This is a genomic window from Shewanella sp. Pdp11, from assembly GCF_002838165.1.
Lineage (GTDB): Bacteria > Pseudomonadota > Gammaproteobacteria > Enterobacterales > Shewanellaceae > Shewanella > Shewanella hafniensis.
Window position 1 is genome coordinate 1,684,623 of the sequence record NZ_CP015194.1, and the last position, 26,184, is coordinate 1,710,806.

24 protein-coding genes and 1 pseudogene are annotated in these 26,184 nt (G+C 45.4%); 12 read left to right on the top strand and 13 right to left on the bottom strand.

Going from position 1 to position 26,184, the window contains the following annotated elements:
• Window positions 1-47 precede the first annotated feature (47 nt).
• On the top strand, window positions 48-569 hold the full coding sequence (hemG, locus tag AYJ58_RS07450) for a menaquinone-dependent protoporphyrinogen IX dehydrogenase (RefSeq protein WP_106651767.1): 522 nt from the start codon (window positions 48-50) through the stop codon (window positions 567-569).
• Between the two features lie 136 nt (window positions 570-705).
• A complete protein-coding gene (locus tag AYJ58_RS07455) occupies window positions 706-1,233 on the top strand; it encodes a cytochrome b/b6 domain-containing protein (RefSeq protein WP_063883843.1) in 528 nt (175 codons plus the stop codon).
• 157 nt (window positions 1,234-1,390) lie between these two features.
• Here AYJ58_RS07455 and AYJ58_RS07460 read toward each other — a convergent pair whose 3' ends face one another.
• Window positions 1,391-2,146, bottom strand: coding sequence for a DsbA family protein (locus tag AYJ58_RS07460; protein ID WP_006082874.1), 756 nt, complete (start codon window positions 2,144-2,146; stop codon window positions 1,391-1,393).
• 162 nt (window positions 2,147-2,308) lie between these two features.
• On the opposite strand from AYJ58_RS07460, the gene AYJ58_RS22125 reads away from it, so the two are divergent.
• Complete coding sequence (locus tag AYJ58_RS22125; protein ID WP_269801905.1) at window positions 2,309-2,431, top strand: hypothetical protein; 123 nt, start codon at window positions 2,309-2,311, stop codon at window positions 2,429-2,431.
• A 12-nt stretch (window positions 2,432-2,443) separates the two neighbouring features.
• Here AYJ58_RS22125 and AYJ58_RS07465 read toward each other — a convergent pair whose 3' ends face one another.
• Window positions 2,444-3,088 (bottom strand): DNA-J related domain-containing protein, encoded by a 645-nt coding sequence (locus AYJ58_RS07465; protein WP_106649614.1) that lies wholly within the window; start codon window positions 3,086-3,088, stop codon window positions 2,444-2,446.
• Between the two features lie 347 nt (window positions 3,089-3,435).
• Window positions 3,436-4,089: an oxygen-insensitive NAD(P)H nitroreductase gene (gene nfsB / locus AYJ58_RS07470; RefSeq protein ID WP_106649615.1), complete on the bottom strand. Its 654-nt coding sequence runs from the start codon at window positions 4,087-4,089 to the stop codon at window positions 3,436-3,438.
• Window positions 4,090-4,250: 161 nt separating this feature from the next.
• Between nfsB and AYJ58_RS07475 the strand changes: the two genes are divergently transcribed.
• From AYJ58_RS07475 to AYJ58_RS07490, 3 genes are all read left to right on the top strand, one after another.
• Window positions 4,251-4,544, top strand: a complete 294-nt coding sequence (locus tag AYJ58_RS07475; RefSeq protein ID WP_232790873.1) for a glyoxalase superfamily protein — start codon at window positions 4,251-4,253, stop codon at window positions 4,542-4,544.
• Window positions 4,545-4,693: 149 nt separating this feature from the next.
• Window positions 4,694-5,050, top strand: coding sequence for a DUF6547 family protein (locus AYJ58_RS07480; protein WP_232790874.1), 357 nt, complete (start codon window positions 4,694-4,696; stop codon window positions 5,048-5,050).
• 617 nt (window positions 5,051-5,667) lie between these two features.
• A complete protein-coding gene (locus AYJ58_RS07490; RefSeq protein WP_106649617.1) occupies window positions 5,668-6,405 on the top strand; it encodes a hypothetical protein in 738 nt (245 codons plus the stop codon).
• Window positions 6,406-6,889: 484 nt separating this feature from the next.
• On the opposite strand, the gene AYJ58_RS07495 is transcribed toward AYJ58_RS07490, so the two are convergent.
• Genes AYJ58_RS07495 through AYJ58_RS07505 form a run of 3 tightly spaced genes read right to left on the bottom strand, consistent with a single transcriptional unit; the run spans window position 6,890 to window position 9,030 of the window.
• Entirely contained in the window at window positions 6,890-7,615 is a 726-nt protein-coding gene (locus tag AYJ58_RS07495; RefSeq protein ID WP_106649618.1) for an amino acid ABC transporter ATP-binding protein, read from the bottom strand.
• On the bottom strand, window positions 7,608-8,288 hold the full coding sequence (locus tag AYJ58_RS07500) for an amino acid ABC transporter permease (protein ID WP_106649619.1): 681 nt from the start codon (window positions 8,286-8,288) through the stop codon (window positions 7,608-7,610). The genes AYJ58_RS07495 and AYJ58_RS07500 overlap by 8 nt, the downstream gene beginning before the upstream one ends.
• Before the next feature lie 7 nt (window positions 8,289-8,295).
• Window positions 8,296-9,030, bottom strand: a complete 735-nt coding sequence (locus tag AYJ58_RS07505; RefSeq protein ID WP_106649620.1) for a basic amino acid ABC transporter substrate-binding protein — start codon at window positions 9,028-9,030, stop codon at window positions 8,296-8,298.
• Between the two features lie 433 nt (window positions 9,031-9,463).
• Between AYJ58_RS07505 and AYJ58_RS07510 the strand changes: the two genes are divergently transcribed.
• On the top strand, window positions 9,464-10,282 hold the full coding sequence (locus tag AYJ58_RS07510; protein WP_232790875.1) for a hypothetical protein: 819 nt from the start codon (window positions 9,464-9,466) through the stop codon (window positions 10,280-10,282).
• Between the two features lie 7 nt (window positions 10,283-10,289).
• Here the strand turns inward: AYJ58_RS07510 and AYJ58_RS07515 are convergent, their stop codons facing one another.
• Window positions 10,290-11,180 (bottom strand): LysR family transcriptional regulator, encoded by an 891-nt coding sequence (locus tag AYJ58_RS07515; RefSeq protein WP_106649622.1) that lies wholly within the window; start codon window positions 11,178-11,180, stop codon window positions 10,290-10,292.
• A gap of 122 nt (window positions 11,181-11,302) precedes the next feature.
• Between AYJ58_RS07515 and AYJ58_RS07520 the strand changes: the two genes are divergently transcribed.
• From AYJ58_RS07520 to AYJ58_RS07540, 5 genes are all read left to right on the top strand, one after another.
• Window positions 11,303-11,737, top strand: a complete 435-nt coding sequence (locus AYJ58_RS07520) for a CidA/LrgA family protein (protein ID WP_028761649.1) — start codon at window positions 11,303-11,305, stop codon at window positions 11,735-11,737.
• A gap of 2 nt (window positions 11,738-11,739) precedes the next feature.
• Window positions 11,740-12,459, top strand: coding sequence for an LrgB family protein (locus AYJ58_RS07525; protein WP_106651768.1), 720 nt, complete (start codon window positions 11,740-11,742; stop codon window positions 12,457-12,459).
• 178 nt (window positions 12,460-12,637) lie between these two features.
• Window positions 12,638-13,129, top strand: coding sequence for a GNAT family N-acetyltransferase (locus AYJ58_RS07530; protein ID WP_106649623.1), 492 nt, complete (start codon window positions 12,638-12,640; stop codon window positions 13,127-13,129).
• A 395-nt stretch (window positions 13,130-13,524) separates the two neighbouring features.
• Window positions 13,525-14,490 carry a D-alanyl-D-alanine endopeptidase gene (pbpG, locus tag AYJ58_RS07535; RefSeq protein ID WP_106649624.1) on the top strand — a complete coding sequence of 322 codons (966 nt, stop codon included), beginning with the start codon at window positions 13,525-13,527 and terminating at the stop codon, window positions 14,488-14,490.
• Window positions 14,491-14,682: 192 nt separating this feature from the next.
• Complete coding sequence (locus AYJ58_RS07540; RefSeq protein WP_106649625.1) at window positions 14,683-16,308, top strand: rhomboid family intramembrane serine protease; 1,626 nt, start codon at window positions 14,683-14,685, stop codon at window positions 16,306-16,308.
• A gap of 29 nt (window positions 16,309-16,337) precedes the next feature.
• On the opposite strand, the pseudogene AYJ58_RS07545 reads toward AYJ58_RS07540, so the two are convergent.
• The 6 genes and pseudogenes from AYJ58_RS07545 to AYJ58_RS07570 form a co-directional block, all read right to left on the bottom strand.
• A pseudogene (locus tag AYJ58_RS07545) lies at window positions 16,338-16,703 on the bottom strand (calcium:proton antiporter); the annotation flags it as partial.
• Window positions 16,704-16,788: 85 nt separating this feature from the next.
• The gene (locus tag AYJ58_RS07550; protein ID WP_106649626.1) at window positions 16,789-19,101 is read right to left on the bottom strand and encodes a toxin-antitoxin system YwqK family antitoxin; all 2,313 of its coding nucleotides are present in this window, start codon (window positions 19,099-19,101) and stop codon (window positions 16,789-16,791) included.
• Window positions 19,102-19,217: 116 nt separating this feature from the next.
• Window positions 19,218-20,945 carry a toxin-antitoxin system YwqK family antitoxin gene (locus AYJ58_RS07555; RefSeq protein WP_106649627.1) on the bottom strand — a complete coding sequence of 576 codons (1,728 nt, stop codon included), beginning with the start codon at window positions 20,943-20,945 and terminating at the stop codon, window positions 19,218-19,220.
• 12 nt (window positions 20,946-20,957) lie between these two features.
• Window positions 20,958-23,255 carry a hypothetical protein gene (locus AYJ58_RS07560; RefSeq protein ID WP_198555619.1) on the bottom strand — a complete coding sequence of 766 codons (2,298 nt, stop codon included), beginning with the start codon at window positions 23,253-23,255 and terminating at the stop codon, window positions 20,958-20,960.
• 351 nt (window positions 23,256-23,606) lie between these two features.
• Window positions 23,607-24,815 (bottom strand): NupC/NupG family nucleoside CNT transporter, encoded by a 1,209-nt coding sequence (locus AYJ58_RS07565; protein ID WP_106649628.1) that lies wholly within the window; start codon window positions 24,813-24,815, stop codon window positions 23,607-23,609.
• Between the two features lie 280 nt (window positions 24,816-25,095).
• Window positions 25,096-26,043: a LysR family transcriptional regulator gene (locus AYJ58_RS07570; protein ID WP_106649629.1), complete on the bottom strand. Its 948-nt coding sequence runs from the start codon at window positions 26,041-26,043 to the stop codon at window positions 25,096-25,098.
• Window positions 26,044-26,184 lie beyond the last annotated feature (141 nt).

The following is a 26,184-nucleotide window of genomic DNA, read 5'->3' on the forward strand; positions in this document are numbered from 1 at the left end:
ATGAAATATCTTAATGGTTATTTTACTTGGGATTAATCGAGGCTAAATTGAAAAGAATTCTCATCATTTATTCTAGTGTTCACGGCCAGACCCAAAAAATTGCAACTAAGCTCGCGCAGCAGTTAACGGCCTTGGACAATGAGGTGGTTACCGCCGATATCAAGGCTGTTCCTGCACTCGCTGAGTTCGATAAAATCATCATTGGCGCCAGTATTCGCCATGGTAAACATAATCCTAGCTTGTACGAATTTATTGAAAAACATCAAGCTGTGTTGACGGATAAGGTCAGTGGTTTTTTCTCCGTTAGTTTAGTCGCGCGTAAACCTGAGAAAAACACCCCAGAAACCAATCCTTATATGCAGGCATTCTTAAGTAAAACCACTTGGCGGCCACAGTTATTACGCGTTTTTGGTGGTAACTTGAACTATCAAGGCTATAACGCCTTAGATAGAAATATCATCCGTTTCATCATGTGGTTAACGAAAGGACCTACGGATCCAGTTACCAATGTGGAATACACGGATTGGCAGAAAGTGGCTGAATTTGGTGAGCAGATCCACCGCGCCTAATTTGGGCATTAAATCGCGGCGCCGCGTTTTGCCCCTAGCCCACTTTATTAGCGCTCATTAAGCCGCCGCGAATGCATTTAATCTTCAAACTTCAATCATGCAAAGGGCAAAGGAAGCATTAAGTAGGATGAAAAATATGATGAGTAAACTCAGCTCCTTGTTCCGAGTCATGATGGCGCATCTACATGTGTGGGTTGTGCTATCAAGCAGTTTACTCGTCTGTGCCAGCCCGTGGATTTTTATGGGCCGACGGATACCCGATAACGCCGGTTTTTGGGACTATTTGCATGTGTATTTAGGTTTAGCGTGCACTGTGCTTGGGATTCTTTTCTTACTCAGCAATACCTTACATGGAAAATGGCGCCAATACTTTGGTTGGCTAGCTGGCGATTGGACGCAATTAAAACAGGATATGCTTGGACTCACAAAAGGCAAATTCCCCGTTGCAGGTGGTAAAGGGCTGTTTAGTGCAATAGAAGGTATCGGTATGCTGTTGCTGGTGGCGACAGGGGTTACGGGCCTCGTTTGGTTTGTTGTTCAAGGGACGCCAACAGCGTTGGCGTGGCGCGGTTATCATCAAATTTTTGCGCAGGCTTTTATCGGTTTCTTGATCGTACATTTAATCTTGGCGGCGAGTCATATTCTCGATTTCATTCGCCAATAACAGATTGGAAAATAACACTAAATGACTGTATTTATATAGACGATTGAATTAAGTTCTTATATCGCAAGCGTGTTTCGAATGCGAATAAAAATGGCCTCCTAATTTGGAGGCCATTTTTTATGCTGACGGTTCCTTACTTTAACGCTTGTGCCTGGATTTAGCTAAGACGCTGCTGACGTGTCACACCAATTGCGGCGGCAAAGACTAAAAATAACCAGCCTAGGCTGCCACCCGATGAGGTTTTAGCGGCTGCGGCATCTTTCTCAACGGCAAGATAGTTAATTAATCCAATCAATTCATCTAAGGTTTTGATGCTGTTTAAATTTACTGCGTATTTATCGTTCACGATAAAGGCGGGGACGCTGTCGATTTTGAATTCATTTTGCTGAGTGCGCCACAGGGCCAGCTTTTCATCAGTGCTTTTGCTATCGGCTAACTCGTCGTATTTAGCGGCATCAACGCCAAATTGGGCGAAGACTTTTTTGATGTCATCACGGCTGTTAATTTGCGGCTCGTGCTGATGGCCCGGTGCACTGTGATCGTGACCGTTTGCGCCCTCAGCACCTTGGATTGCGGTAAACATGGCATGGGTTAAGGCATCTTTGTTATCAAGGCTTTGGATCACGGCCAAAGAGCGCATCACTTCGGTACCAATGTCGCTATTCATAAAGTCGACATGCTTATTGTCGAAGCTTATCTGTTTGTTGAGGTTTGCCTTGATATCTGGCAAATAGTTGGTTTCCATATTGAAGCAGTTATGGCAATAAAATGAATAGAATTCAGTGAGTTTAGGTTCACTGCTAGGCGCTTTTGCCGAGATTTGAGTGTAGTGTGTGCCTTCAACAAAATTGGCGGCAAAGCTGCTCAAGGGCGCAATTGCTAAGGTTACAGCCAAGGCTAATTGTTTAATCATAGTTTCCTCAAATTCGGTGGGATTGAATTCACTGTGTCAGTTGTGGGTATCGTCGATATTTAACGGCCAACAGAAGCCATAAAGTGAGCTTCAATCTAGAAGTTTAGCTAGCCAAAATGCCAGCGTAACGCATAGGTTCAGGTTAAATGGAAAGGCTTAATTATGACTGAATTGGCTCGTTGTAACTGGGCTAAATCTGTGATCCCAATGGAAGTTTTACCTAAGATTTGCTTTAGCCTTGCCTTAGCGGCACAGCAGTACGTACAGACAGGAACTGATTGCTAAAGAGAAAAATGCTTAGGCAATGTCCCTTAGTGACTGCCACGCTTCACACACTTCGCGAAAACGCGCCGCATCACCATCGGGTCGGTCTGGGTGCCACTTGAGCGCTAAACGGCGCCATTGCTTGCGGATGTCGCGGGCGGTGGCGCTCTCGTCTAATTCGAAAACTCGCAGTGCATTACCCTTGTTCATCAGATTGATATTTAAGCCAATATAGCTCTTATAATTGCTCCAGAAGGCCTCAAGCAATTCACGCACTACGTTTTCGCTGGTATCGTAGTTATTCCAATCGAGATAATACTCACGAAGGGAAGTATCTTGCATAATCAGAAGGTTAACGTTTGATGGGACTAAGCGGAAGATTTGGATTTCCATGGCTTTGACTTGTAGCCATTGCTTTGGCAGTAATATTTCCTGCAGCTCAAACAGGGCGTTCATCAGTAGGAAGTTACGTTTGAATAAATCGTTACCCGGATTTTCATCAAGCTGGTGGATCAGCCCTTGGGTTTGTAATTCTGTGGCTAAGTGATGGATTTTCCAACCTTGGTTTGAGGCTTGTAAAACCGTGAGTAATGGCCAAATCAGTGGATTATCGCCCTTAGTGTTTGCAACTCGAATCGATTGAGGTTCTTCAGTGAGCGAGGGTTTGGCAAATAACATACTGACTGTCCCATCCTAAATTGTGAGTGTGACCAATGCGCCGATAAAACCGCTGGGCTGCAAAAAAGATGACTCGAAACGACGATAAACGATGATCCACTAAGCTATGCCGTCCTGAACTGCGCAGCAAATCATGCCATAGAGGCAAAGTGTAGGCAAAGATGAATTTTAGAGCAATACCATGGTGGTTTACTCCTACTTTAGATGGTTTCTTGTGCAAATAAGTCGTTAATAGCAGACAGGTTTTAGGATGTTGTTGCTGAAGCGGGTTACTGCGCTAAAAAATATGCCCTTGTTTATATCACATCAAATCAAGGGCATGCTGATTGCTCACTTGAGAGGTAGAACTAGATTTCGGTGAAAATCACCTCTTGTTTTAGGCGAGATTTAGGCAATTTAGCGTTGAAATCATCTTCTGCGTGATAACCCAAGGCGACAACCACGCAGGCGCATAGACCTTGTTCTCTTAAGCCTAAGACTTGATTCATTTTAGTGGCATCAAAACCTTCGATCGGACACGCATCAATATCTAATACACTTACACCGAGCATTAAGGTGCCAAGCGCTAAATAGACCTGTTTCTCCATCCAATGCTGGGCATCTTTCATCTCAAACTTATGCATATTGGCGAAGAATGAACGGCCATTATGCTGGGCTTGTTTTGCTTCCTCATTAGCTAAGCGGCCATCCTTTTCCTCTTGTTCAAGGATTTGCAGTAAATACGCTTCATCCAATTGAGTGCGAGTGCAGAGCACCAACACATGGGAAGCATTGAGGATTTTTTGGGTATTAAAGGCATAATTCTCAGTTGCTTGAGCGACTAACGCTTTACCTTCGGCCGTGCTTGCTAGTACAAAATGCCAAGGCTGTGAGTTAACTGAAGAAGGGCTGAATTGCAGCAGGGTTTTGATGTCTGCAATTTTTTCCGCTGGAATCGTCTTTGTTGGATCAAAGGCTTTAGTGGTGTAACGTTTTTTGGCGAAGAAACTTAAATCACTCATGTAACAGCTCCAAATCATCAGGAATACAAATTCAATGGCAGCATTTTAAGCAGGTTCAAGTAAAAAACAATGTGATCAAGACAGGTATTAGTTTCAAAAAAAATTTGAAACTGGGTGCTTATGCGTACTAGACAAAGCTTATGTGTGATGGAGTCGATGGCATGAAGTTTCAGACAATCCCAATTATGCGGATCTTTGATGAAGATAAAGCCAAAGAGTTTTACCTTGGCTTTCTGGGGATGGAATTAGATTGGGAACATCGCTTTGAGGATGGCTACCCGATTTATATACAAGTTTCACTTGGCAATTTTGTTTTGCACTTGAGTGAACATTCAGGCGACTGTACTCCTGGCTGTAAGATTTTTGTGAATGTGAGTGAACTTGATCAATTGTTTGCTCATGTGACTTCTAAGCCATATAAATACAACAAACCTAGTATTGAAGATGCGCCTTGAGGCGATCGTTGCTTTACTGTAAAAGATCCGTTTTCAAACAGGATTTTGTTTAATGAAGCAGCAGACACATAACAGAGTGAGGCATTCGAGGCCTGCGGCATTTACAAGTTTACGCGCATGGGCACTGCGTTATGCTTTCAGGAGAAAAAATGAGTTCAGTTGAATTGTGGAAATGCTTTGTTGACGAGTTTGCTCAGTTACATGATGGAGTATTTGAAAAATGGGTCTTGCAAGAAGGGAGCTATCCAAACAGGCAGGAAAATTCAGAAATAAATGAGTTCTTAAAGTCACTAACTGTCCAGCAAAGAGAGATTCTCGTCAAGATGCTTATTAATGCTAGACGTGGTGGTATTCATGATGCCTTAGTACGACTTAATGACAGAATGGACTGCGAAAATGGTCAGTATTACGAAAACGGCATTGAGATGGAATTTCAGCCCTTTGGTTCCACCCTTTACTATGACTATGTTTGTCGCCGAGAAGGGGATAATTGGGAGCAAGAATAGGTATTATCGAAATATCTCGCTTCCAGTGTTCACCCTGCATATAGCCTAGCACACAGCTTAATGATTTCAGTTACTTAACAAAGCAATCGTTGGTTGAAGGCAAACCAAAAGTGCATTATGTTGTTGGTTTAAAATGGATGGCTTGATTTATTATTCGCTAACGCGGATCCGCTTATACCCAACGTTATGTGTAAGGGAATCTTAATGATCGAAAGACCCAAAGTAATAAACCTCACAGAAGCCAGAACGATTCGCAAAGTCCATTGCGGAGAGTGTAACTGGGAGCAGGAAATAGCTGCTATCACTGAAGCTGAGATAAAATGTTGCCCTTGGTGCGGCTGGAGCGATCTGGAAATAAGTACTTTAAAAGCAGAAGGTGGCTTCCAAGAAATAGAATGTCAAAAGCACGGTAGAGTTACGGTTCTACTACCTAGCTGCAATATTGATCCACTAGACTTCATGAACAACTTATTTTGTCCATTCTGTGAGTAACACATAACAATGCAAACCAGCCTGATGGCTTTTTCGTTCCTTGTTTTGCTACGCTATCGCAAAACAATCCACTACAAAGCAGCGGCTGTTTGCGGCTTATGCGTGAAGAGAGATCGGATATATAAATGGAAAAAGCATTAATAGATATTAGGTATTACGCTAGCGACTCCCTATATGAGACAGGTAAGAGTCTACCTTCGAGTTGTTCTAGCTTTTTCAAATTTCCTAAGCTGCTTCATTACTGGGGTGCTCGTATAGCCACAATACTTGGTGCAAATGGATTATCCCTCGGAGAATTCGATCACCTATATGTAAACTACACAAATGCTATTCCAGAAGGCACGATGGTTTTTTCCGATAGAACACCAGAAAAGTGGCTTAGGTATATAGACTGCGGTGTAAATTTTGAGAAATTAAAATCATTAAATGAGTCCGAACTTGAACAATTTGTAATTCGCAGTACCTTTGAGTGTCTTGAGCACCTTTGTAAGTTGAGCATAGAAAAAACCGAAAAAATCAAGCTTGCTTCAAACGAGGTGGAAAGATTTGGTTCTGCGGTCGAGCTTCCGGTTAAGGCAAAACATACTAAGTCATATTCGGTTCTGGTTTCATATAAATTGCGCCCAAATGGCGAAGCATCTCATGGGCTTGTAAAATACATTAACCACAAAACAGGTGCTACTTTCACTAAAAGGTTTGTTGATCTTAAGGGACCATCGGATATATTTCCTCTTGTCGGTACAATTTCAGTAAAAGATGGAAAAGTCCTGATCACGCCGAGGGCATCATTTAAAGCTAGCCTTTACACAAATTCATATCAGATTCCAATGGAGATTGATTTAAGTGAAGCGGCAAGCGCATAACAAGGCGCTGCTAGGGACAAATCTACGCTGCGCTTTGGTTTGTCCTAGAGCGCGGCGTTAATCCATAGAAAATTTAATCCGAAAATCATAGATTAGAGCAAGAATTCTAACCCATTTATGTCTACTAGCTTTTTACGTACATATAGCAAAACTGGTAGTTAAAATTGGCTTTGGGTACCAGTGACCGTTGGCGACATGAATGTCGCCGTCGAGCCTATAAGGACATATTCACGGCGTGTCTCTGGAGAACAATGACAATAAACTCCCTGAACAGATAAACGGCTATTTAGCTTTTGTTCAATTCCTGTTAATTCAAGGCATAATTCTTATGGTGTAGTGAAAGATGATTGTATCCTGACTCGTCTAATTTCGACTTTGTCATAAACGTTGAATTTTGGGATACTAAATTGAATCATTTACTCACTGCAGGCATTTATTAAAGTCACTGCAGTGAGCATGAGGGACAGGACTAAAGCCGCTTAAGCTAGCGCAATACCTTGCTTAAAAACGCTTGGGTACGGGCTTCTTTGGGATGGGTGAATAGCTCATCTGGCGGGCTTGATTCAACTACATAACCGCCGTCCATAAAGATCACGCGATCGGATACATCCCGTGCGAAACCCATTTCGTGGGTGACAATCACCATTGTCATGCCCTTTAGCGCTAAGTCTTTCATCACGTCTAGCACATCGCCGACCATTTCAGGATCGAGTGCCGATGTTGGCTCATCGAACAGCATCAAGTCTGGTTCCATCGCTAATGCACGGGCAATGGCGACTCTTTGCTTTTGGCCGCCCGATAAACTGGCGGGGTAGGCATTGGCTTTGTCACTCAAGCCAACCTGTGCCAGTAGGTCGAGGGCTTTGGTTTCGGCCTGAGCTGGCGTCATCAGTTTTAGACTAATGGGCGCTAACGTGATGTTTTGGATGACAGTTTTATGGGGGAACAGGTTAAAGTTTTGAAACACCATGCCCACTTTTTGCCGCAGTTTATCGACGCAGGCGTTTGGCGCTGTGATCAATTGACCCTCAATTTCGATATCGCCTTGGCTTGGCTGCTCTAACAGATTAATACAACGCAAAAAGGTACTCTTGCCGCTGCCGCTTGGGCCAATCACACTCACCACTTCACCCTGACGAATATGCTCGCTAATACCCTTGAGCACTTGGTTATCGCCGAAGTTTTTATGCAGGTTGGTTATTTTAATCACTTTGTTTCAACCTCTTTTCAAATTTCGACAGCACAAACGTGAAGCTGTAGGTCAGGAATAGGTAAATAAGGGCGCAGGTAAATAAGGGCACACTGTCCTCGAAGGTACGGCTACGGATGATTTCACCGGCGCGCATCAGGTCAACGCCACCGATAAAGCCAATAACGGCGGTTTCCTTGAGGAGCACGATAAATTCATTACCAAGTGCGGGCAGAATATTCTTGACTGCTTGGGGCAGAATAATCGATTTCATGGTCATGGCTTGGGATAAACCGAGCGAACGGGCCGCTTCGGTTTGCCCTTTATCAACGGCTTGAATGCCCGCGCGGATTATCTCAGAAATATACGCGCCGCTATTGAGACCAAAGGCGATAATGGCGGCGGTGATCTTATCGACATCTAAGGCTGAAAGCACGATGAAGTAAAGGATCACTAATTGCACAACCACTGGCGTGCCACGGATCACGCCGACATAAAGATTGGCGGGAAAGCGGATATACCACTTAGACGACATCTTCATAAAAGTGGTGCCAATGCCTAACACTGCGCCTAATAACATGGCGAAGAAAGTGACGATTAACGTCACCTTCAAACCATTTAATATCAGCAGTATACCTATCATGCCGTCTTCGCCAATTGGGCTAAACAGCGAGTTATTAATTGCGTCTATCATGCTGATATCACTTTATATGGGCAGAAACGAGCGTCTGATATTGGCCGTCGGCTTTCATGTTAGCCAGTGTTTTATTGATGCTCGCCAGCAGTTCAGGCTGCTCTTTTGATACGGCGAAGCCATAAAACTCAGCAGGAAAATCCAGTTTAATCATCTTTAATTCAGGATTTTTAGCCAGATAGTTAGCGGCAGGTTCGCTGTCGAATAACACTAAATCCACCTTGGCATTTTTAAGCTCCATAATGGCTTCGAAACCCGTATTAAAGGCGGTGATATTTTGGGTATATTTTTTCGACATGATGTCAGCGGTTGTGCCTAACTGCACCGCAAAGTGTTTGCCTTTAATATCTTCAAGCGTATGAATGCTATCGTTATCTTTGTTAACCAGTACGACTTGAGTCGCTTCGTAGTAAGGGTCAGAGAAGTTTACGTTTGCTTGACGTTCAGCGGTAATCGTCATGCCTGAGGCGATAAAATCAATCTTGCCTGAGTTGAGTGCGACGATCAGTGAATCGAATTTCATGTTTTCGACTTTGAGCGTCTTGCCCGCATCTTTAGCGATTTGCTTGGCTAGATCGATATCAAAGCCTTTGATTTCATCGCCACTTTGTCCGCCAACATATTCAAAAGGAGGGAAGGCGGCATTAGTGCCAACGACTAACACGTCATCGCTTTTTCCACATCCAGCTAACAACAAGGTGGCAGTTAAGGTCAGGCCGCCTAATAACATGGATTTTTTCATTTAAGACTCTCTTGTTCGATTTCACTATCAGTGTGGCGACTATAGGCAGATGAGCATTAAGTGTCAATAATTATGCTGTTAATTTGATTAAAAATTCATTTCTATTTTGCGGTTTTCAGTCACAAGATTGAGGGGCGCAGCTTTCCTGTACAAATTTGTGTGTAAGTTGTTTTCTCTGGGTTGAATTATTGTGCTTTGGTCTATAACTATTGTTACTGTTAGGTTTTTGGCTATCTGTACTTCTGTGGTGTTTATTAGCGGCTTCTCAATGAGAGTGTCATAATTTGAACTATCGCCTATTATTCTTTGATTAAATTGGCTAGTTTAGCCGCTCTTTAACGGCAACTTTAGTTGGTGTTATTCCTATTTTATGCAGTTTAACCCTCTGGTTGATTTGATTATCAAGCTAGAAACGATATTTCAGGAGTCAAAAGTGAACTATCTCAACTCAGCATTAGTGTGTTTAGCCCTGTGCTTATCGAGTGCACTGCAGGCCGAAGAGCAAACTCAGTGGCATTACAGCTTAGGCAGCCATGATTTTGTGGTCGAGGATTCTCACACCTTAGGGGTGAATGCGAGTCTATTGTTAGAACATAAAACCCAAAGCGATATTTTGCTGACGGCGGCACTGGATGCCTATATAGATGTAGATGTCGATAAACTCGACCCTGACCATATCCCAGTGTGGTTTAAGTCCACCTATGCTGCGAGTGGTGAGTTGTATCGCATTAACCCCGAATTTTCATTGGGTTGGCAGTTCGATTTACAGGGAAAGCGTAATACCGTTAGCTCGGTGGAGAAACAAGCTAAGGTATTTCCTGGGTTGACGGCTAACTTTGATGGACAAGAATTACAGGCCCAGTTGAAGGCGGGAGCGGGTTATTACTATCTCGAAATCGATGACGATGTGCCTAGAACCCGAGGTTACGATCGTGGCGATTTTGGCAACGGTACCTTTGCTTATACCTTTATGGGAAGTGTCGGGGCTAATGTGACGCCTAAGCTACATATGCAAGTGGCCGCGCAGACATGGCAGGACGAGGGCAAATGGTTAGAGAATCAATATCGCTTTGAGCTGAGTTACCAAACCGATTTTTGGCGGCCTAACAGCATGCTCGTGTTGAGCGCCGAGCACACGCAATACAATTTAGACCACTATGCCAAAGTCGATATTAACTCGGCTGAGTATGTGCCTATTCTGCCATGGGATAGCGATACGCTAGTGCGTTTGAGCTTAGTGATCCCTTGGTAACAGAGTGTCACTTATGAGTTAAGTGCTTCTCGACTAAGGCGATCATGGCCTCGGCCGCGAAGGATAAAACTTGGTCTTTGCGCCAAAAGAGCGATAACTCCCAGCGCAGCTCGTCACTCGCCAGCGGGATATTTACGACGCCGGGCACACTGTAGCGCCGCGCGATGGAGCGCGGCAATACCATCACCCCAGTGCCCGCGGCGACTAAGGCAATACCGAAATCGGCTTGGCTAACGCGGGTAATGTTTTTAGGAACAAATCCGGCGTGTCTGCAGGCATTGAGCACTAATTGGTAGAGAGTGTATTCAGTTTCGAACATCACCTGAGGGTCGGCACTGAGATCGCTAAACGACAATATCTGTCGGGTGGATAACGGATTTTCCTTGGGAAGCACCACTACCATAGGATCGTTAAAAACCCGAATGCCATCATAGCCGTCATCAAAATCGATAATCCCTGTGGCCAGTTCAATCTCACCCTTTTGGATCGCCGAAGTTTGTTCTACACCGCCACGGACGAGCAAGTGCATGTCAATTTGCGGATATTGCTGGCGATACTTAGCAATAATGGGGGCAAAAATCTCGGCGCTGCCGAGCGGCGCTAATCCCAGATTGAGTTCGCCCGCAGTTAAGCTGCGCTGTGCCGTGAGTTCGGCGAGCATGCGTTGCCGTCCTGCGAGCAGGTCTTTACCGTGTCGATAAACGACTTCGCCCGAGGGAGTGAGTTTGACTTGGGTGCCGCGTTTACCCCGCTCAAGCAAGGTGAGATCGAGCTCTTGTTCTAATTGGCGCACGGCTTTTGATAACGCAGGTTGGGTGAGGTGGACTTTATCGCTGGCTTTACCAAAGCCTCCGGCATCGACGATTTCGATAAAATAGCGAATAACTTTGAGGTCCATTGGGCTTCACCTTCATATGTATTCTTAAAATTCATGTATTACATTCTTAATATTCATTTTTTTTATCAAATAAGCAAGCCTAGAATAGCCCTATAGAAAACTTTGTTCTAACCGAGAAAATCATGTCATTCCCACAAGCCGCAATACGTCAGTGTCGACATTGGGCTTTGTTATTAAGCCAAATCGGCCTCTTCTGTTTACTGTCCTTCGCATGTCACTGGTTCGCCACTTGGGCACATTCTCCTATTCCAGGGAGTGTGATTGGCTTAGGCATACTCTTATTTTTATTAGGTTTTAAACTCATTCCTGAAAATGCCGTACAACTGGGCGCCGCTTGGTTGATTGGTGAGTTATTGCTGTTTTTCATCCCGCCAGTGATATCCGTTATTAAGTACGAAGGTTTGTTTGAGCAATACGGCACCAATATATTGTTCACTTTAGTGATGGGCAGTGTGTGTGTGATGTTTGGTACAGGCTTTGTGGTCGATAGAGTGTTTCGTTTTGAGCGCCAACTGAACATCAAAAAGCAAGCCCGTCGCCACGCTAAGGCGGCTTAATGATGACAGACTCAAAAGTGGTGGATTTTGTGTTGTCGCAGACCGGATTAGCCTTATTCAGCTTATTGCTGACAATATTCTGTTACTTCGGTGCCAAGCGTCTCTATAAGTACCATAGAGTCTGGTGGTTAGCGCCCATAGTGTTAGCGCCAATAGTGATTACCTTATTGGTGTTTAATCTTAAGATCCCGCTGCCAACCTATTTTGAATACACCCATTGGTTGATGGCCATGTTAGCGCCCGCGACTATCGCCTTTGCTTTGCCGATTTATCGTGAGCGTAACTTGATCCGCCAGTATCCGCTGACGATAGGGTTAGGTGTAACGGCGGGATTATTTCTGGGGATGATGTCTTCTTGGCTGTTGGTGAAGTTTGTGCCCTTGCCGGTGGAATTGTCTAAGAGTTTGCTGGTACGTTCGGTGTCGACGCCCTTCGCGATGGAGGCCACTAGTGCCTTTGGCGGCGTGCCTGAGTTGACGGCCATGATGGTGTTAATCACAGGCGTGATTGGCATGCTGGTGTGTGAGCCGTTATTCAAATTTATGCGGATTCGTACTTCGTTAGGTAAAGGTGTGGCACTGGGCGCATCGGCCCACGGTGCCGGCGCGGCAAAAGCCACTGAAATCGGCCAGCAAGAGGGCGTTATCGCCAGTTTAACTATGATTTTTATTGGTATCGCTATGGTGTTAGGCGCACCCGTGTTTGCCTTGATCTTTATCTAGGCTTTGAACGCTATCGTGTGAGTTTTATGGCTTGAATTGACACACCTCAGTTTTGGCAAGTTTGCCTCTTCGGGCGCTAACACCTTCTCAGTTATGCGCCCTTTTTTTTACTTGTGACCCGTCCTAAATATGGCATGCTGTACCCAGTTGAAATACAAAGTATTCAGGATGATTACAGATGTCTAACGAGCGAGATAAACCGTTAAAAACACAACAAAGCGTGAGTCTACGTCCGGTTGATGAAACTGATCTTGAGGTGATTTTTGCCCATCAAAGCGATCCCATTGCTAACCAGCTTGCACAGTTTCCACCAAGGGATCGGGAAGCGTTTTTTAAGCATTGGCATGGGAATATTCTTGGGCAAGTCAATGTGCTAGCGAGGGCTATCGATTTCGATGGCAAGTTTGTGGGCAACATAGGCCATTGGCACAGTGACGGGCAGGCGCTGATAGGATATTGGATTGACCGTGATTACTGGGGCAAAGGCATCGCGACCCAAACCTTAGCGCAATTTTTGCCTTTAGTGAGTGCGAGGCCACTCTTTGCCGAAGTGGCTAAGCATAATCTAGCCTCCCAGCGAGTCCTCTTAAAACACGGGTTTGTGCTGACGGGTCAATTAATTCAAGAGAGCCAAGATACTGAAGCATTGCTCGAATTTGTTTTACGTTAGCCTATAACGGCTCAATCTCGGTATTTATGGCGTATGTTAATGCGTTTATACGCCATAAATCACATCTTCCAATCCTTAAAATCCCTGAACTGCAGCCGCTTTTGTTAAAAGTGTAAAAAGTCGTTCATTATTTTTATTGCCAATGATTCTACTGCCAAAACTCTCTTTTAAAGACGTAGTTGCTGTAGTAAGTCAAAAGACTGGATCTAGCCGCTTGATTATTCAAGATTAGTGACAGGTTAAGCTGGTTTTACATAAGAAAAATCGAGGAGAAACTGCTGATCTTGCAGATAAAAGTCTAATTGCATTCTATTTCTTTCACGGTAGAACTCCTATACTTAGCCAAACCTTGTGCCATAGCACAATCGATCCCTTATCTATTCAGTGAAATCTAAATGAAGATCCGTTTTCTGCTCAGTAGTTTTATCCTTGTATGCAGCAGTCTCACTGTTGCCGCGACAGCGCATTCAGCCGATTCGGCCTCTGTCACTACTAAACATGCCAACAAAAATGCACCCGCTAAAAAAGCACCTGCAAAACAGCAAGAAGTGGCATCGAGTAGCGCTATGGTGGTCGACCTTAAAACCAATGAAGTTTTATATTCGAGTAACCCTAATGCCGTGGTGCCCATTGCCTCAGTGACTAAGCTGATGACGGCCATGGTGACCTTAGATGCAAAGCTGGCGATGGACGAAAAATTAACGGTTAATATTAACGACACCAAAGAAATGCGCGGCGTATATTCTAGAGTGCGTATCGGCAGTGAAATTAGCCGTAAAGACATGTTATTGCTGACTTTAATGTCATCAGAAAACCGCGCAGCAGCGAGCCTTGCCCATCATTATCCCGGTGGGCATAAAGCCTTTATTAAGGCGATGAATGCCAAAGCTAAAGCACTGGGAATGAAAAATACCCGCTATGTTGAACCTACAGGTTTATCCTATAAAAACGTTTCGAGTGCCAGTGATCTGATTGTATTACTTAAGGCCAGTGAAAAGTATCCTATGCTAGGCCAGCTGAGTTCGACCGAGAAGAAGACGGTTACCTTTGCCAACCCAAGATACAGTTTAGATTTTCGTAATACCAATCGTTTGGTTTATAAAGATAACTGGGATATTCATCTAACCAAAACAGGCTTTACGAATGCAGCAGGGCACTGCCTTGTGATGCGTACTGAAATGGCAAAACGCCAAGTGGCCTTTGTGGTGCTCGATGCTTACGGTAAATATACCCATATTGCCGATGCAAACCGTTTACGTAACTGGTTAGAGACAGGCAAAGTCACCCCGATCCCTGCCGAAGCTAAGCAATATAAGAAACAGCGTAGCCAGCAACAATTAGCTAAGTTGAGTGAGACCTAGACTTTGACCTAGAAGTCGAGCAGGAGCATATCTCTTGCCTTAACGGCTTTATAAAGACTAAAAAACCAAAGGCCAGATGAGCAATCCATCTGGCCTTTGGCTTTTTTAATACTGTAAGTCCTTGATGATTTTTGGTAAATTCCCCGTGGTATTATTACCATAGTGATTGATGTACTCAAGGAAGAAATACGCGTGGCTGTTTTGCTAAAAAAACTTCAATTGATCTATTTTCCCTTCTTATTCATGAGCCTGTTATTTATTTCTGGCTACAGCTTAATCCATTGGCTGTTGTTGATTAAATTTGAGTTTTTTAGCTTAGATGAAGATCTGGTCAATTTGGGATTACCGCTGATACTGTCATGGATCTTGTTGGTTATTTTTCTGAGGCCAAGGCTAAAACTGCTGAAGTTTGTTAAGGATAATTCGCGCTTTTTCTATCTACTTTTCGCCGTGCAGCTCGTGGCTGTGCCTTGCATTATTGCGCAGGAGTATCTTAAAACAGCAACGGGTCAGTTAACCCAATTAGCATCGATCCAAGAATTGTATCTGCATAAAAAGACACAGTATTACCAGTTACAGCAAGCTTATATTGATAAGGCGCAAATTGGTGTGCAGCGAAAGATTGAGGTGACTGGAAAAGGTAACAGTCACTTGAATATGACGCTCTATATTGCGATGCCGATTTTTGCGAGTGGCGCCGATCGTCGCCGAACTTCTGTCTTAGCTTGGTATGGTAAAACTTATCAGCAGGAGATCAGTAATAGACTCAAACCCGATGAAAAGGAACAAGCATACAAGGCATTTTTGACTCAATCCCAACGTGAGCTTGATCAGTTTGACCCGCAAACGTTTGTTTACCTTGAACGATTAGCCCCTTCGTCGCTGCAGAGAGACTTACTTAGCGCAGCAGAGAAAAGTCCGCTTTATCAAGCTGAATACCCAACGATTTTTATGCCGAAGTTTGAGCCATTTGAAGCCCGTAATGGCCATAAACTCGCTTGGATGCTGATTTGGTTTGTTGCAGGTGCGTTAGTCTGGTTTGTGCTCTTGCTGCGGGTGAAACTGGATGAAGAGGTGCTTAAGGCTGAAACAGTTACAAAGCGTTTGAACCATGCGGGCACAATCGCCGAGCTTAATGATTTTTTTGAAATGATACGGCCCAAGCCGGGTTTTATTGCAACTCCAATTCTGATGTATCTCAATGTATTAGTGTTTATCTTTATGGCATGGTCAAGCCAACATGTTATTAGTCTACAGGGGAGTTTCCTGCTTGAATGGGGAGCTAACTTTCGACCTAAAGTGCTTGCTGGTGAGTGGTGGCGCTTAATTACGAGCACCTTTATCCATGGCGGTTTAGCCCACTTAGCGCTGAATCTTTACGGCTTGTTTTTTGTCGGTAGCTTTCTTGAACCTGTACTCGGTAAGTGGCGACTATTTTTGGCGTATTTGATCACTGGGATATTGGCCAGTATTGCCAGTATCTGTTGGTATGATGCCACTGTGAGTGTCGGTGCATCGGGCGCCATTATGGGGCTATTAGGTATACTCGTGATTTGGGCTTGGAAAAAGATTTTCCCTGAGGATATCAACTGGATATTGAATATTAATTTGGCATTTTTTGTGACCATAAGTCTGGTCGCCGGATTATTAGGTGGAGTGGACAATGCTGCCCATGTTGGCGGATTGCTGAGTGGGTTAGGCTTGGGTTTCCTTTCGCTGCGCTATGCTCTAGGTGCTCAGGTGGCTCGAGGTGCTCAGGGGACTCGGAAGATTGAGGGCCATAGCCCAGTTAAAAAGCGTAAGCCGAGACGCAAATAAGTCGCGCTCGGCTTTGGATTTTTGAAGATTTAGGCGTGTTCAAACATTAGGAATAAGTAAACGATAAATAACACTATATGCGTCGCGCCGTGTAGGGCATTGGTGCGACCGCTGCTGAAGCTGACCTTGCAGACCATTAAACTGGTGATTAACAGCACCATGTCGGCGGGTGACAAGCCTAAATGCACTTCTTGATCTATCACGCTGCCAATAATTAAGACTGCGGGAACGGTAAGGGCAATCGTGGCGAGCACTGAGCCGAAGTACAGATTCATCGCCCGCTGTAATTGATTGTTTAACGCCGCCTTAAATCCGCCCACCGCTTCGGGTGACAAGATCAAACAGGCCACGATAAAGCCACCTAATGCCTGCGGTGCGCCTAAGGTAGCGACACTGTTTGCATGAAACTTCTTTTAGATTTGGGGTTAAGGATAATTATTTGAGCTAGATCGCTTTTTAATCCTAAACCCCATTTCTAGGTTAGCCGTGGTGCTCGGTTTTAATCAGTTTGCCGAGTTGATCATAGTGATTCCAATCCCCTGATTCTCGGTCGCTGATGTAACTGCCTTCGGTGCGTTTTTCGCCATTAGGCCAAAAGCTTTGCCATAGACCTTCCTTACGATCCCTCAGATACGTGCCTTGCTCGGCTAACTTACCATTATTGTGATAATAGCTGGCATCGCCTTCTTTTTGGCCTTTAACCCAAGTTTCAACGAGTTGTGGCTTACCGTTCTGGTGATATTGTTTAACCTGACCATCGAACGAGCCTTTGGCATATGTGGCCTCTAGTTTGAGTTGGCCGTTACTGTAGTACTCCTTCGATTGACCATGGTTTTGCCCGTCTAAAAATTCAGTGCTGGCCGCTTGTATCCCATCCTCAAACCAGCTTTCCCATAGCCCAGTTTGATTGCCTTTATCCATAGTGCCGCTGAGTTTTAGCTGGCCATTATTGGGATAATATTCGGCATACGGGCCTGTTTTATCATTTTTATCATAGGTTTCGGAGCGGTAAACCACTTGCTTAAAGCTGTAAAACTCCCTAACGCCATGACGCTTGTTTTCCTGCCAATGGCTTTTTTGCTGGATATTCCCTTCTGGAATAGCGCCATAGGTCGGGTCTTTTTCTTCGTAGCGGTAGTCAATCCACAGACCCGTTTTTTGGTTGTCGAGATATTGCCCAGCAGCACGGCGACGTCCGTGGTAATACTCAATATAGTCACCATTGAGTTTGCCATCGTCGAAGGTTTGCTCCCGTTGTTTTAGGCCTTCGCGGTACTGGATCCATAAGCCTTGTTTGTTGCCGTTTTGATATTCGCCTTCCTCATTAGGGTCGCCATTGGCATAGCAGCGGGCAAAATGGCCATCGAGTGGATAACGGCTGGCATCCTCCTTTTTCTTTGAGGCATAATGGGCGAGTTCGCGAGGTTTGCCATTGTCATAAAAGGATTCATATTGACCAACCCATTGACCGTTAATGCGTTTGCCCCGCTCATTAACAGTGCCATCCTCAAAGTAGGACTCTGATTTACCCGTCAGTTTACCTTCGACATATTCATCTAAGCTGCGCAGTTGACCGTTGCTATGGTAACGGCGTGATTCACCGTGTCGCTGCCCCTGTTGCCATTGCTCAGAAGATTGCAGTTTGCCTGCGCTATAGCGCTCAAATAGCCCATCTCGAATGCCCATGTCGTAGTGGCTTTTTTCGAGTAAATTACCTTCGGCATCATAACGCTCCGATGGGCCATGAAGCGGATACTGGCCATTCTCAGCCAGCTTTGAGTCTTGATAGCTGCGCAGTTCTTTAAGTTGGCCGTTGTTGTAGAAATACTTTTGCGTACCGGCAAGTTGGTTCTGTTTATAGTTGAGAGCGCTGGTGAGGTTTCCTTCGGCATTAAAATATTGCTGCTGCCCATCTAAAGCGTCGTTAACATACTGTTCTTCAACTTGTAATTTACCCGCATCGTTAAATTGCTGACACTTGCCTTGGCGTTGCCCTGCCTTATATTGGCAGAGGCTGGCGAGTTCGCCATTGGGGTAAAACGTCCGTTCTTCACCATCGAGCTGATTAAGATTGAACTGACTGGCACTCGATTTAGTCCCGTCGTCGAAGAAGGTTTCCCACAATCCTTGGCGGCGGCCTTCGGCATCGAAGCGACCTGTCACAGAAACTTGCCCGTCGGGATTTTGTTCTAAATAGGGACCGGAGAGTTGGTTGTTTGCATAGCTTTGGCTTTGGGATAAGGTGCCGTTTTCATAGTAACTTTCCCATTTACCGTGGCGCAGGTTGTCGAGGTAGCTTTCTTGGGCTTGCAGTTTGCCACTGGCATAGAAGCGTTTTACCTGCTCTTTTTTACCGTCTTTATAGTGTGTTGTTTGGGTGAGTTGGCCGCTGCTGTTGTATTCCTTCCATTCGCCCGTGGGCACGCCTTTGGTAAATTGCTGCTCCTCTGTGACTGCACCACTTAAATCGAACAGTCGCCAAGTGCCATCTTGATAACCCTGCTGATAGTTTCCTTCGATAAGCTTGCTGTTATTGGTATGAAATACTTGCCATTTACCATTCGGTATCCCCTGGGAAAATTGCCCTAAGGTATATCCTTGGTTATCGCGGACTATGGCGATATCGCCATTTAATGGCATGCCAGTGGCGAGATTGTAATAGCTGGGAATTCCGTCTTGCTGACGAATTTCGACCATCATGGAGGAGAGATTTTGCGCGGCCTGCGCATGGAGACTCACTATGCTAGCCCCTGCAATGGCGAGGCTAATCACGCGAAATGGGGTATTGAACATGCTGATTCCTTGTTCTGGGTCTTAAGGCCAAGGTATGTGCGGCCTATGTAAGAATCCTAATTTTAATTATCTATTGCGCTGTGCACTCAATGCAGTGCACAGCGTCTAGGCTTAAGCTAAAACCGAGGGAAAACATCATCAGAAGTGACCACAGGGGGTGGCATTTCCTGATTTAAAAACTGGCCATTATGGTAGCTATTAATCACCCGTATCCAGCCATGTTCCTCAAACTCGTATTGCTTACCATCAAGCCTGCCCAGTTCGTCATAATTGGCGATTTGGAGCACATAGTCTTCAGATGAGCGCAATTCCCAATGGCCGACTCGTTTACCTTGGTCGAAGCGACCATACCAATAGCGTCTTTCAGGGTTGGGTATTGGGCGGAAACCGTACTCACCATCGGTAAATATCCAATCGCCATCCTGTTCACCATTACGGTATTCGCCTTTTTCATACACTTGGCCGTTACTGGCGTAACGCTGGACTAATCCATCGGGCTTGCCATGTTTAAAGTGAATAGATTCAAGCAACTGGCCAGAGTTGGTCTTGTTGAGGTATTCACCGTGGAGCTCACCATTATCATCGTGGCTATAGGTGAGGGTGGCGTCGTCTTGAAATTTCTTCCAAGTACCTGCTTGTTTATCTTTGGCATATTGACCTTGCTCTACTAGCTGAGTTTTCCCTGTGGCAGGCTCAATTTTTACCGTTTCATAGGCGCCTTCACGCTTACCCGCCTCATAATATTCGCGGGAGAGGGTGATGACATCGTTGTAGTCGAAAGATTTTATCTGTAAGCCATTCAATTGCTTATTGAGTCGCTCCTGGCGCTCGATTAACAAGCCTTTTTTGAAGGTTTCGGAGAGTGACCAGTTTTTGAGTTTGTCTTCTTCTTGAGTCTCAATCAATTGGTCATCGCGATAGCGCTGCTGTTTACGATAAACCCAGCTATTACCTTGGTATTTGCTGTCTGTGGTTTTTTTAATTTGTCCTTGGTCGTCGTATTCGATGGCTTGGATGACTTCACCCTTATCGTTGGTCACTTCCTTTAATTTGATCTGACCATTTTCATAATAAGTCAGCTGCTCACCGACCTTATAATCAGCTTGATATTGGTAGTGGCGCTCGACCTTGCCATCCGGGAAGTATTCAAAATAATCCCCCTGTTTTTTATCTTTAACATAAGCTTGGGTCGAAAGCAGTTTACCAAAGCCCCAACTCGTTTCGTTGCCATGTTTGAGCCCATCCACCATGGGGATTTCGAGGTGTAAGTTGCCATTGTCATAGTATTGGGTGACACAGGTGCCACTTTTACAGACTTTGCCTCTAAGTTTGCCTTCGTCATCATAGAGTTCGCTTATGCCGACTTCTTTGCCATTTTGATAGCTCGCTTTGTAACGGATATTGCCGCCTTCCCAGTAATTCGTTTCTAGGCCTTGTTTCACGCCATTTTCATAGTGCGTTTCAACATACAGTTGACCGGTGGCAATGTATTTTTTAAGCAAGCCATGAAGTTGGCCTTGCTCGTTACGAAAGCCTTGCTCGTACGGTTTGCCATCATCAAAGTAACATTGATACGCACCGCGAAATTGTTCGCTGGTGATTTTTTTACCGATCTTGTTATCGGCGAGGGCGCTGGCGCAGAAAAGCATATCTTTGTTTTTGTAATAGACCTCAGCCTTATAATGGCCATCGATCATTTCAGTCGATAGCTTTAAATAGTACAAAGCCTGTTTTTCATCTTTGACAACTTTCCAATGGGCATCGAGCAGCACGTTTTCTGCATTGGCATGGGTACTGATAAGTACGAGTGCTCCAAGGAGCCGATTTACTGTAAATAGACGCATAACCGCTCCTTTTTATGGCAAAGGTTTAAAGGTGAATTCATAGGGAATATCGACGGGGTCTTTAGAGATAGTCATATAACTCACCTTGGCCGCGGGGCCTGCAATACTCAAATAACGGCCATCGACCAGCACCTCGTTTATCCGCTGCTCAGTATTTTCGGGGAGTCGAATGGTTAACAGATTGCCTTGGGCATCTTCGACCTTAAAGTAATTTTTAAGATCGCTACTCGGCTCATTGCCATATCCGGTTTGCGTCAGCCAAGACGCTAAATCGATTAACCAAGGGCGGTCGGTTACAGCCAGTTCTAAAGGCTGCCAGTGAATATCACCTTGGCAATGGATCTTGCCCTTGATCTGTTTATCGTAGAAAAACTGCCGCACGCGGTCTGGGGTCATCAAGCTATAAGCTGCCCCGTTTGGGGCGTTGGGATCAAACTGCCAAGTGACGGGATTTTTACCCTCATTAAAACCTTGATCTATTTCAGGTTTGCAGGCGGTTGCCAAGGCAGCTGACATGGGAATATACAGATTATGACCATTGTCAGTTACAGGTTTTATCCCTTGGATCGTACTGAACTCATTTTTTGCAGCATCTAGCGCCGGATTGATAAAGCTACCTAGGCCAGCGTTACCAAACTCGGTGGGAGGATTCGCCAGATTTTTGTTGTAGTCGCTAAATTGTACAAAGCGGATCGTTTTGGTTTGAGTCAACTCCGGCTGGGGTTGTTGCTCAATTAACATTAGGGTTTTAGGGATTTCATCCAGCTTGAGTAACAGTGCGTTGCTGGTGAGGTGATGGCTCTCATCGGTTCCAATCAATTGCTCTAGCAGTTCCTTTTCTGTCGCCGTTAGCCAAGAGGGATAATTACCTTCGCGACGGGCCTCAGCCATCATGCCTTTAAATTGTTGGAAAGGCAGATTAATACTCTGATCCTCACTCTGCTTTGACACGACTTTAAAGAGTTTCGCCTCGGCATCGAGCACTTGGATTGTTAGGCTGGCATCGCCAACCCTGTAAGGTGTTGCCAGCAGTTCATCCCACGACTTTTCGACGATCTTATTCGTCTGTGGGATAAGTGTTAGCTTGGCAGTAATATGGTCTATCTGTTTGAGTTTATTCGCGGTGTTATCCCACCCAGTCGCAATTATATCGGTTGCAGATTCAATCGAGGGATGGTAATTCCTCGCCCAACCTTTACCGTGCTGCCAGAAGTGAATGTCAATCGGTTTGCCGTTTGCGTCATAGGCGGTTAAGTCTTCATAACGCACATCGGCTTCCACATATTGCGGACTCATATTGTGGACAAAGCGCAATTGCAGATCTTCAGGGGTATCAGTGCCCCAAGGGCCAAGATTATCTAAAATACCTTGTTGATCAGGTAATAAGGATTTTATAAATGCCTCATTATTGGGGCGATATTCCTGCGGTATATCGCTAATGCGGTACAGTTCTTTTTGCCTATCATCCCTATCGCGCTCAGCATCAAAGCTATCATCGGCATGCCAAAGCGTGCTCATGATATACGGCCTCTCCTTAGGCGCCATTACGGTTCGGTGGGTAAAGGTACGCCCTTGGCGCTCTTCCCGTTGAAAAAACGCCATGCTCTCTAACCAACCGGTTTTGCGGTTAACTTCGAACTTGCCATAGGCCTTATACTTGTCTTTCTCCCCTTGTAATACGGCGATCAACTTATCTTCACTGACCTGCTCAACCGTCCAAGTTAAGCGCCCATCCATGGGGGCGTTGATGCTATAACCAACGCTAGGCTCAAGCGCTACAGGCAAGGTTGGGGCTTGTTTAAACAAGTGATTAAGATTTTGCCAGCGCTCAAATAACTCCTTGATATCTTTTTGATCCATCTTGGCAATGGGGGTCAGTTCGCGGACTTCACCATTGTTAAATTCCACATTAAAGCCATCTTTAACCAACTGAAAGATTTCATTGGACTTGCCTTTGGGGTCAATATTACTCACCGGGATCGGCATGCCATAATCGCTAATTTGCAGCAGGTTAGGTTGGATAAAAAAGCGGGCATTATGGGTTAGTGGCGTGGTTAAGTTAGCCGCCTTACCCTCTACATCTTGTAATTGGTAATCCAGCAGTAATCGTGCCTGCAACACTTTGCGAGTTTCGAAACCATCGTTGAGGCTTATGGTAGAAATAATCTGATACTCGCGATCTGTGGGTACATTCGTCGTAACCGATTCTGAGGACGTCGTTGAGTCATCGCAGGCGGTTAACAAGAGTGTGATACTTGCCACTGTCAGTGCGATTGCGGCGTGAACTGCCTTGTATTTCCCTGTGGCCATTTGTGCTCCCTTGGCTACGCATGTTATTGAAATGTAAGTGTATTAATCTTGGTTTGGCGACATTATACACAAAAACTATCTGAGGCAATAAAACAACGTCATCAAAATGTGAGCTTAAAAGGCGAGTAAGCAAGGTAAAGAGACTGTCCGTGCTAATTTTGTTTGCGACGAGGTTTAGGTCAGCCTTGCGGCAGTAAAGACGAGCTTAAGCGGATAATTAAGCGGGGGATAAAGCAAAACCCAAACCAAGGCGTGCTTGATTTGGGTTTACGCTGGGAGCCGCTGTTTCTATTTCGATGCTCGAGATCAGTGATTGATACTCGAGGACAGAAAGCTGTTATCGAAAACAAGCTACAGCGAGAGGATCACGCTGGCAATGGCCGCACTCATGAGGTTAGCGAATACGCCAGCGGCAATGGCGCGAAAACCATTACGGGCGATAAACTCACGGCGCTCTGGCACCATGCTACCCAGTCCACCGATCAAAATTGCCATGGTTGAAATGTTCGCAAAACCACACAGGGCAAAGGTGACTACGGCCTGAGAATGGGCGCTCAGTTGGTCTTCGACTTTCATTAACTGGATAAAGGCCACGAACTCATTCACTACGATTTTTTGGCCAATCAGTGAGCCCGCAGTAATGGCTTCATGCCAAGGAATACCCAGCAGCCACGCCATAGGGGCGAACAGATAACCGAGCAAGAATTCGAAGCTTAACTGGTAACCGAACCATTCACCCACAGCGCCTAACATGCCGTTCAACAGGGCAATAACGCTGACAAAAGCTAGCAGAGTGGCACCAATCCCCACTGAGATCCGCATGCCAGACATAGCGCCATCGGCTAAGGCTTCAACCACATTGGTGGCGCGTGGCAGTTCGACTGAGGTGATTTCATCTGAGCTGTTTTTATCGTTTTCGCTAGGCGGCATAAGGATTTTAGCCATCAACAGACCCGCGGGTGCCGACATAAAGGCGGCGGCAATCAAATAGTTAAGGTCGACACCTAAAGCGGCATATCCCACTAAAGTGCCGCCCGCGACTGAGGCTAAACCACAGCTCATGACCGCGAAGAATTGTGAATCGCTCATGTGCTTTAAATAGGGTTTGATCACCAGCGGTGCTTCAATCATGCCGACGAAGGTATTCGCCGTGGCAGATAAAGACTCGGCGCGGCCCGTGCCCAATAAACGCTGCAGACCACCACCAATAATGTTGATCACCTTAGGCATAAGACCAATATGGTATAGAGCTGAAATCAGCGCCGAGAAGAAGATGATGATACCTAACACATTGATCGCAAATACGAAGCCGACTTTACCCGTGGCGAGATCGCCAAACAGGAAACCAATTCCTTCGTTGCCGTAGGCTATCACGCTCGACACGCCCGCCGTAACAGATTGCAATACGGCCTTACCCACAGGGACGTAGAGCACTAACAGGGCAAATATAATTTGTAGGCCTAGGGCTAACATCACAGTGCGGTAGGGAATATTCTTGCGGTTCACTGACAGTAACCAAGCAAAAAACAAGATGCTAATCATGCCTAATATCGCGGTCATAATGGGTTTATTCTTTTGAGTGATAGAAGAAGTCGCGCATTGTAGGCCGAGCCAGCGTAAGGGCAAGTCGAGAGCGTTACTGGGCTGTTACGATAAAAGTGTCGAAAATAGCAACAGTTTAACTTGCTGTTTATGCAGGAGAATAAAATAAATTTCGGCTACTGTTGCCCAGAGGAAATAATATTTGTGTCTGCGGCAATAATCGAAATCACGCCACAGACGACTTTAGGCTGGTGTCGTAGTCAGCGCTGGTTTGAAATGCAGCTTAAATGACTGTTGCTTAAGTGACTGTCTTACCTAACCAAGGTTTGAGCTTTTTATCCCAGTAGGGCGGGTGGCCGATATGGGACTTTAAACACTCGATTATCACTTTGTACTTAGTCGGTAAATGGCGCCGCCTTGGGTAAACCACATAGACGGGCATCTGCTGCAGTGGTTTCCAATCGGGTAAGAGTTGAATGAGTTTGCCGCTTTGAAACTCATCACTGAGTAAATACGTGGCCACATAGCCTATGCCGCGCCCTGCAATCACAGCATTGCGCACAGCTTCGGCTAAGTCGACACGGTAATTCCCCGCCACATGCACGGTTTGTTCTAGGTCATCCTTAGCAAAACTCCAGCGATCATAATTACGGCTTTTGCTTTGATAGATAACACAATTGTGCTGAGCTAACTCCCGCGGATGATGTGGCACGCCGTGCTTGAGTAAATAATCGGGGGAGGCAACCACCACAAAGTTCGTCTCGGCGAGGTGTTGGGCGATATAACCTTCGTTCAGCTGTTCATGGTTAGTGATCCACAGATCGAGACCTTCCTCTAGCATGTCGGCCTTATGGTCGAACAGGCTTAGTTCAAATCGTAATTCGGGATACTTTTGCTGCAACACTTCCAGTGCGGGGATGATGTGTAAGGTGCCGAAGGATTGGGAGGAACCTAGGCGAATCGTCCCGCTAATGTCGTCGCGGGCATCCAGCATCATCGCATCGGCATTTTGCGTCGCTTCAAACACTTGCTCACAGTAATGGGCAAACTGTTGGCCCGCGTCTGTTAGCACTAAGGTGCGAGTAGTGCGCTGCACTAACAACAAGTTCAGCTCGGCTTCCAGTGCGCCAAGCTGCTTGCTGACATAGGAAGTCGAGGTTTTTAACTTGGCCGCCGCTTGGGTAAAACTACCACTAGTCACCAGAGTGTGAAATATCACCATCTGGCTAGCTCTATGTTGTATCACGCTAGGCCCTCTAGAATCTAAATCGCTATTTTAAGCTAGCCTAGCCCTAACCGACAGCCGTTTGTGCCAATCGTGTGTTATTTCAAACCAAGCTTACCAAACGCCAAACGTTAAAGTCAGTTGCCCTAAGTGCGATTCTTC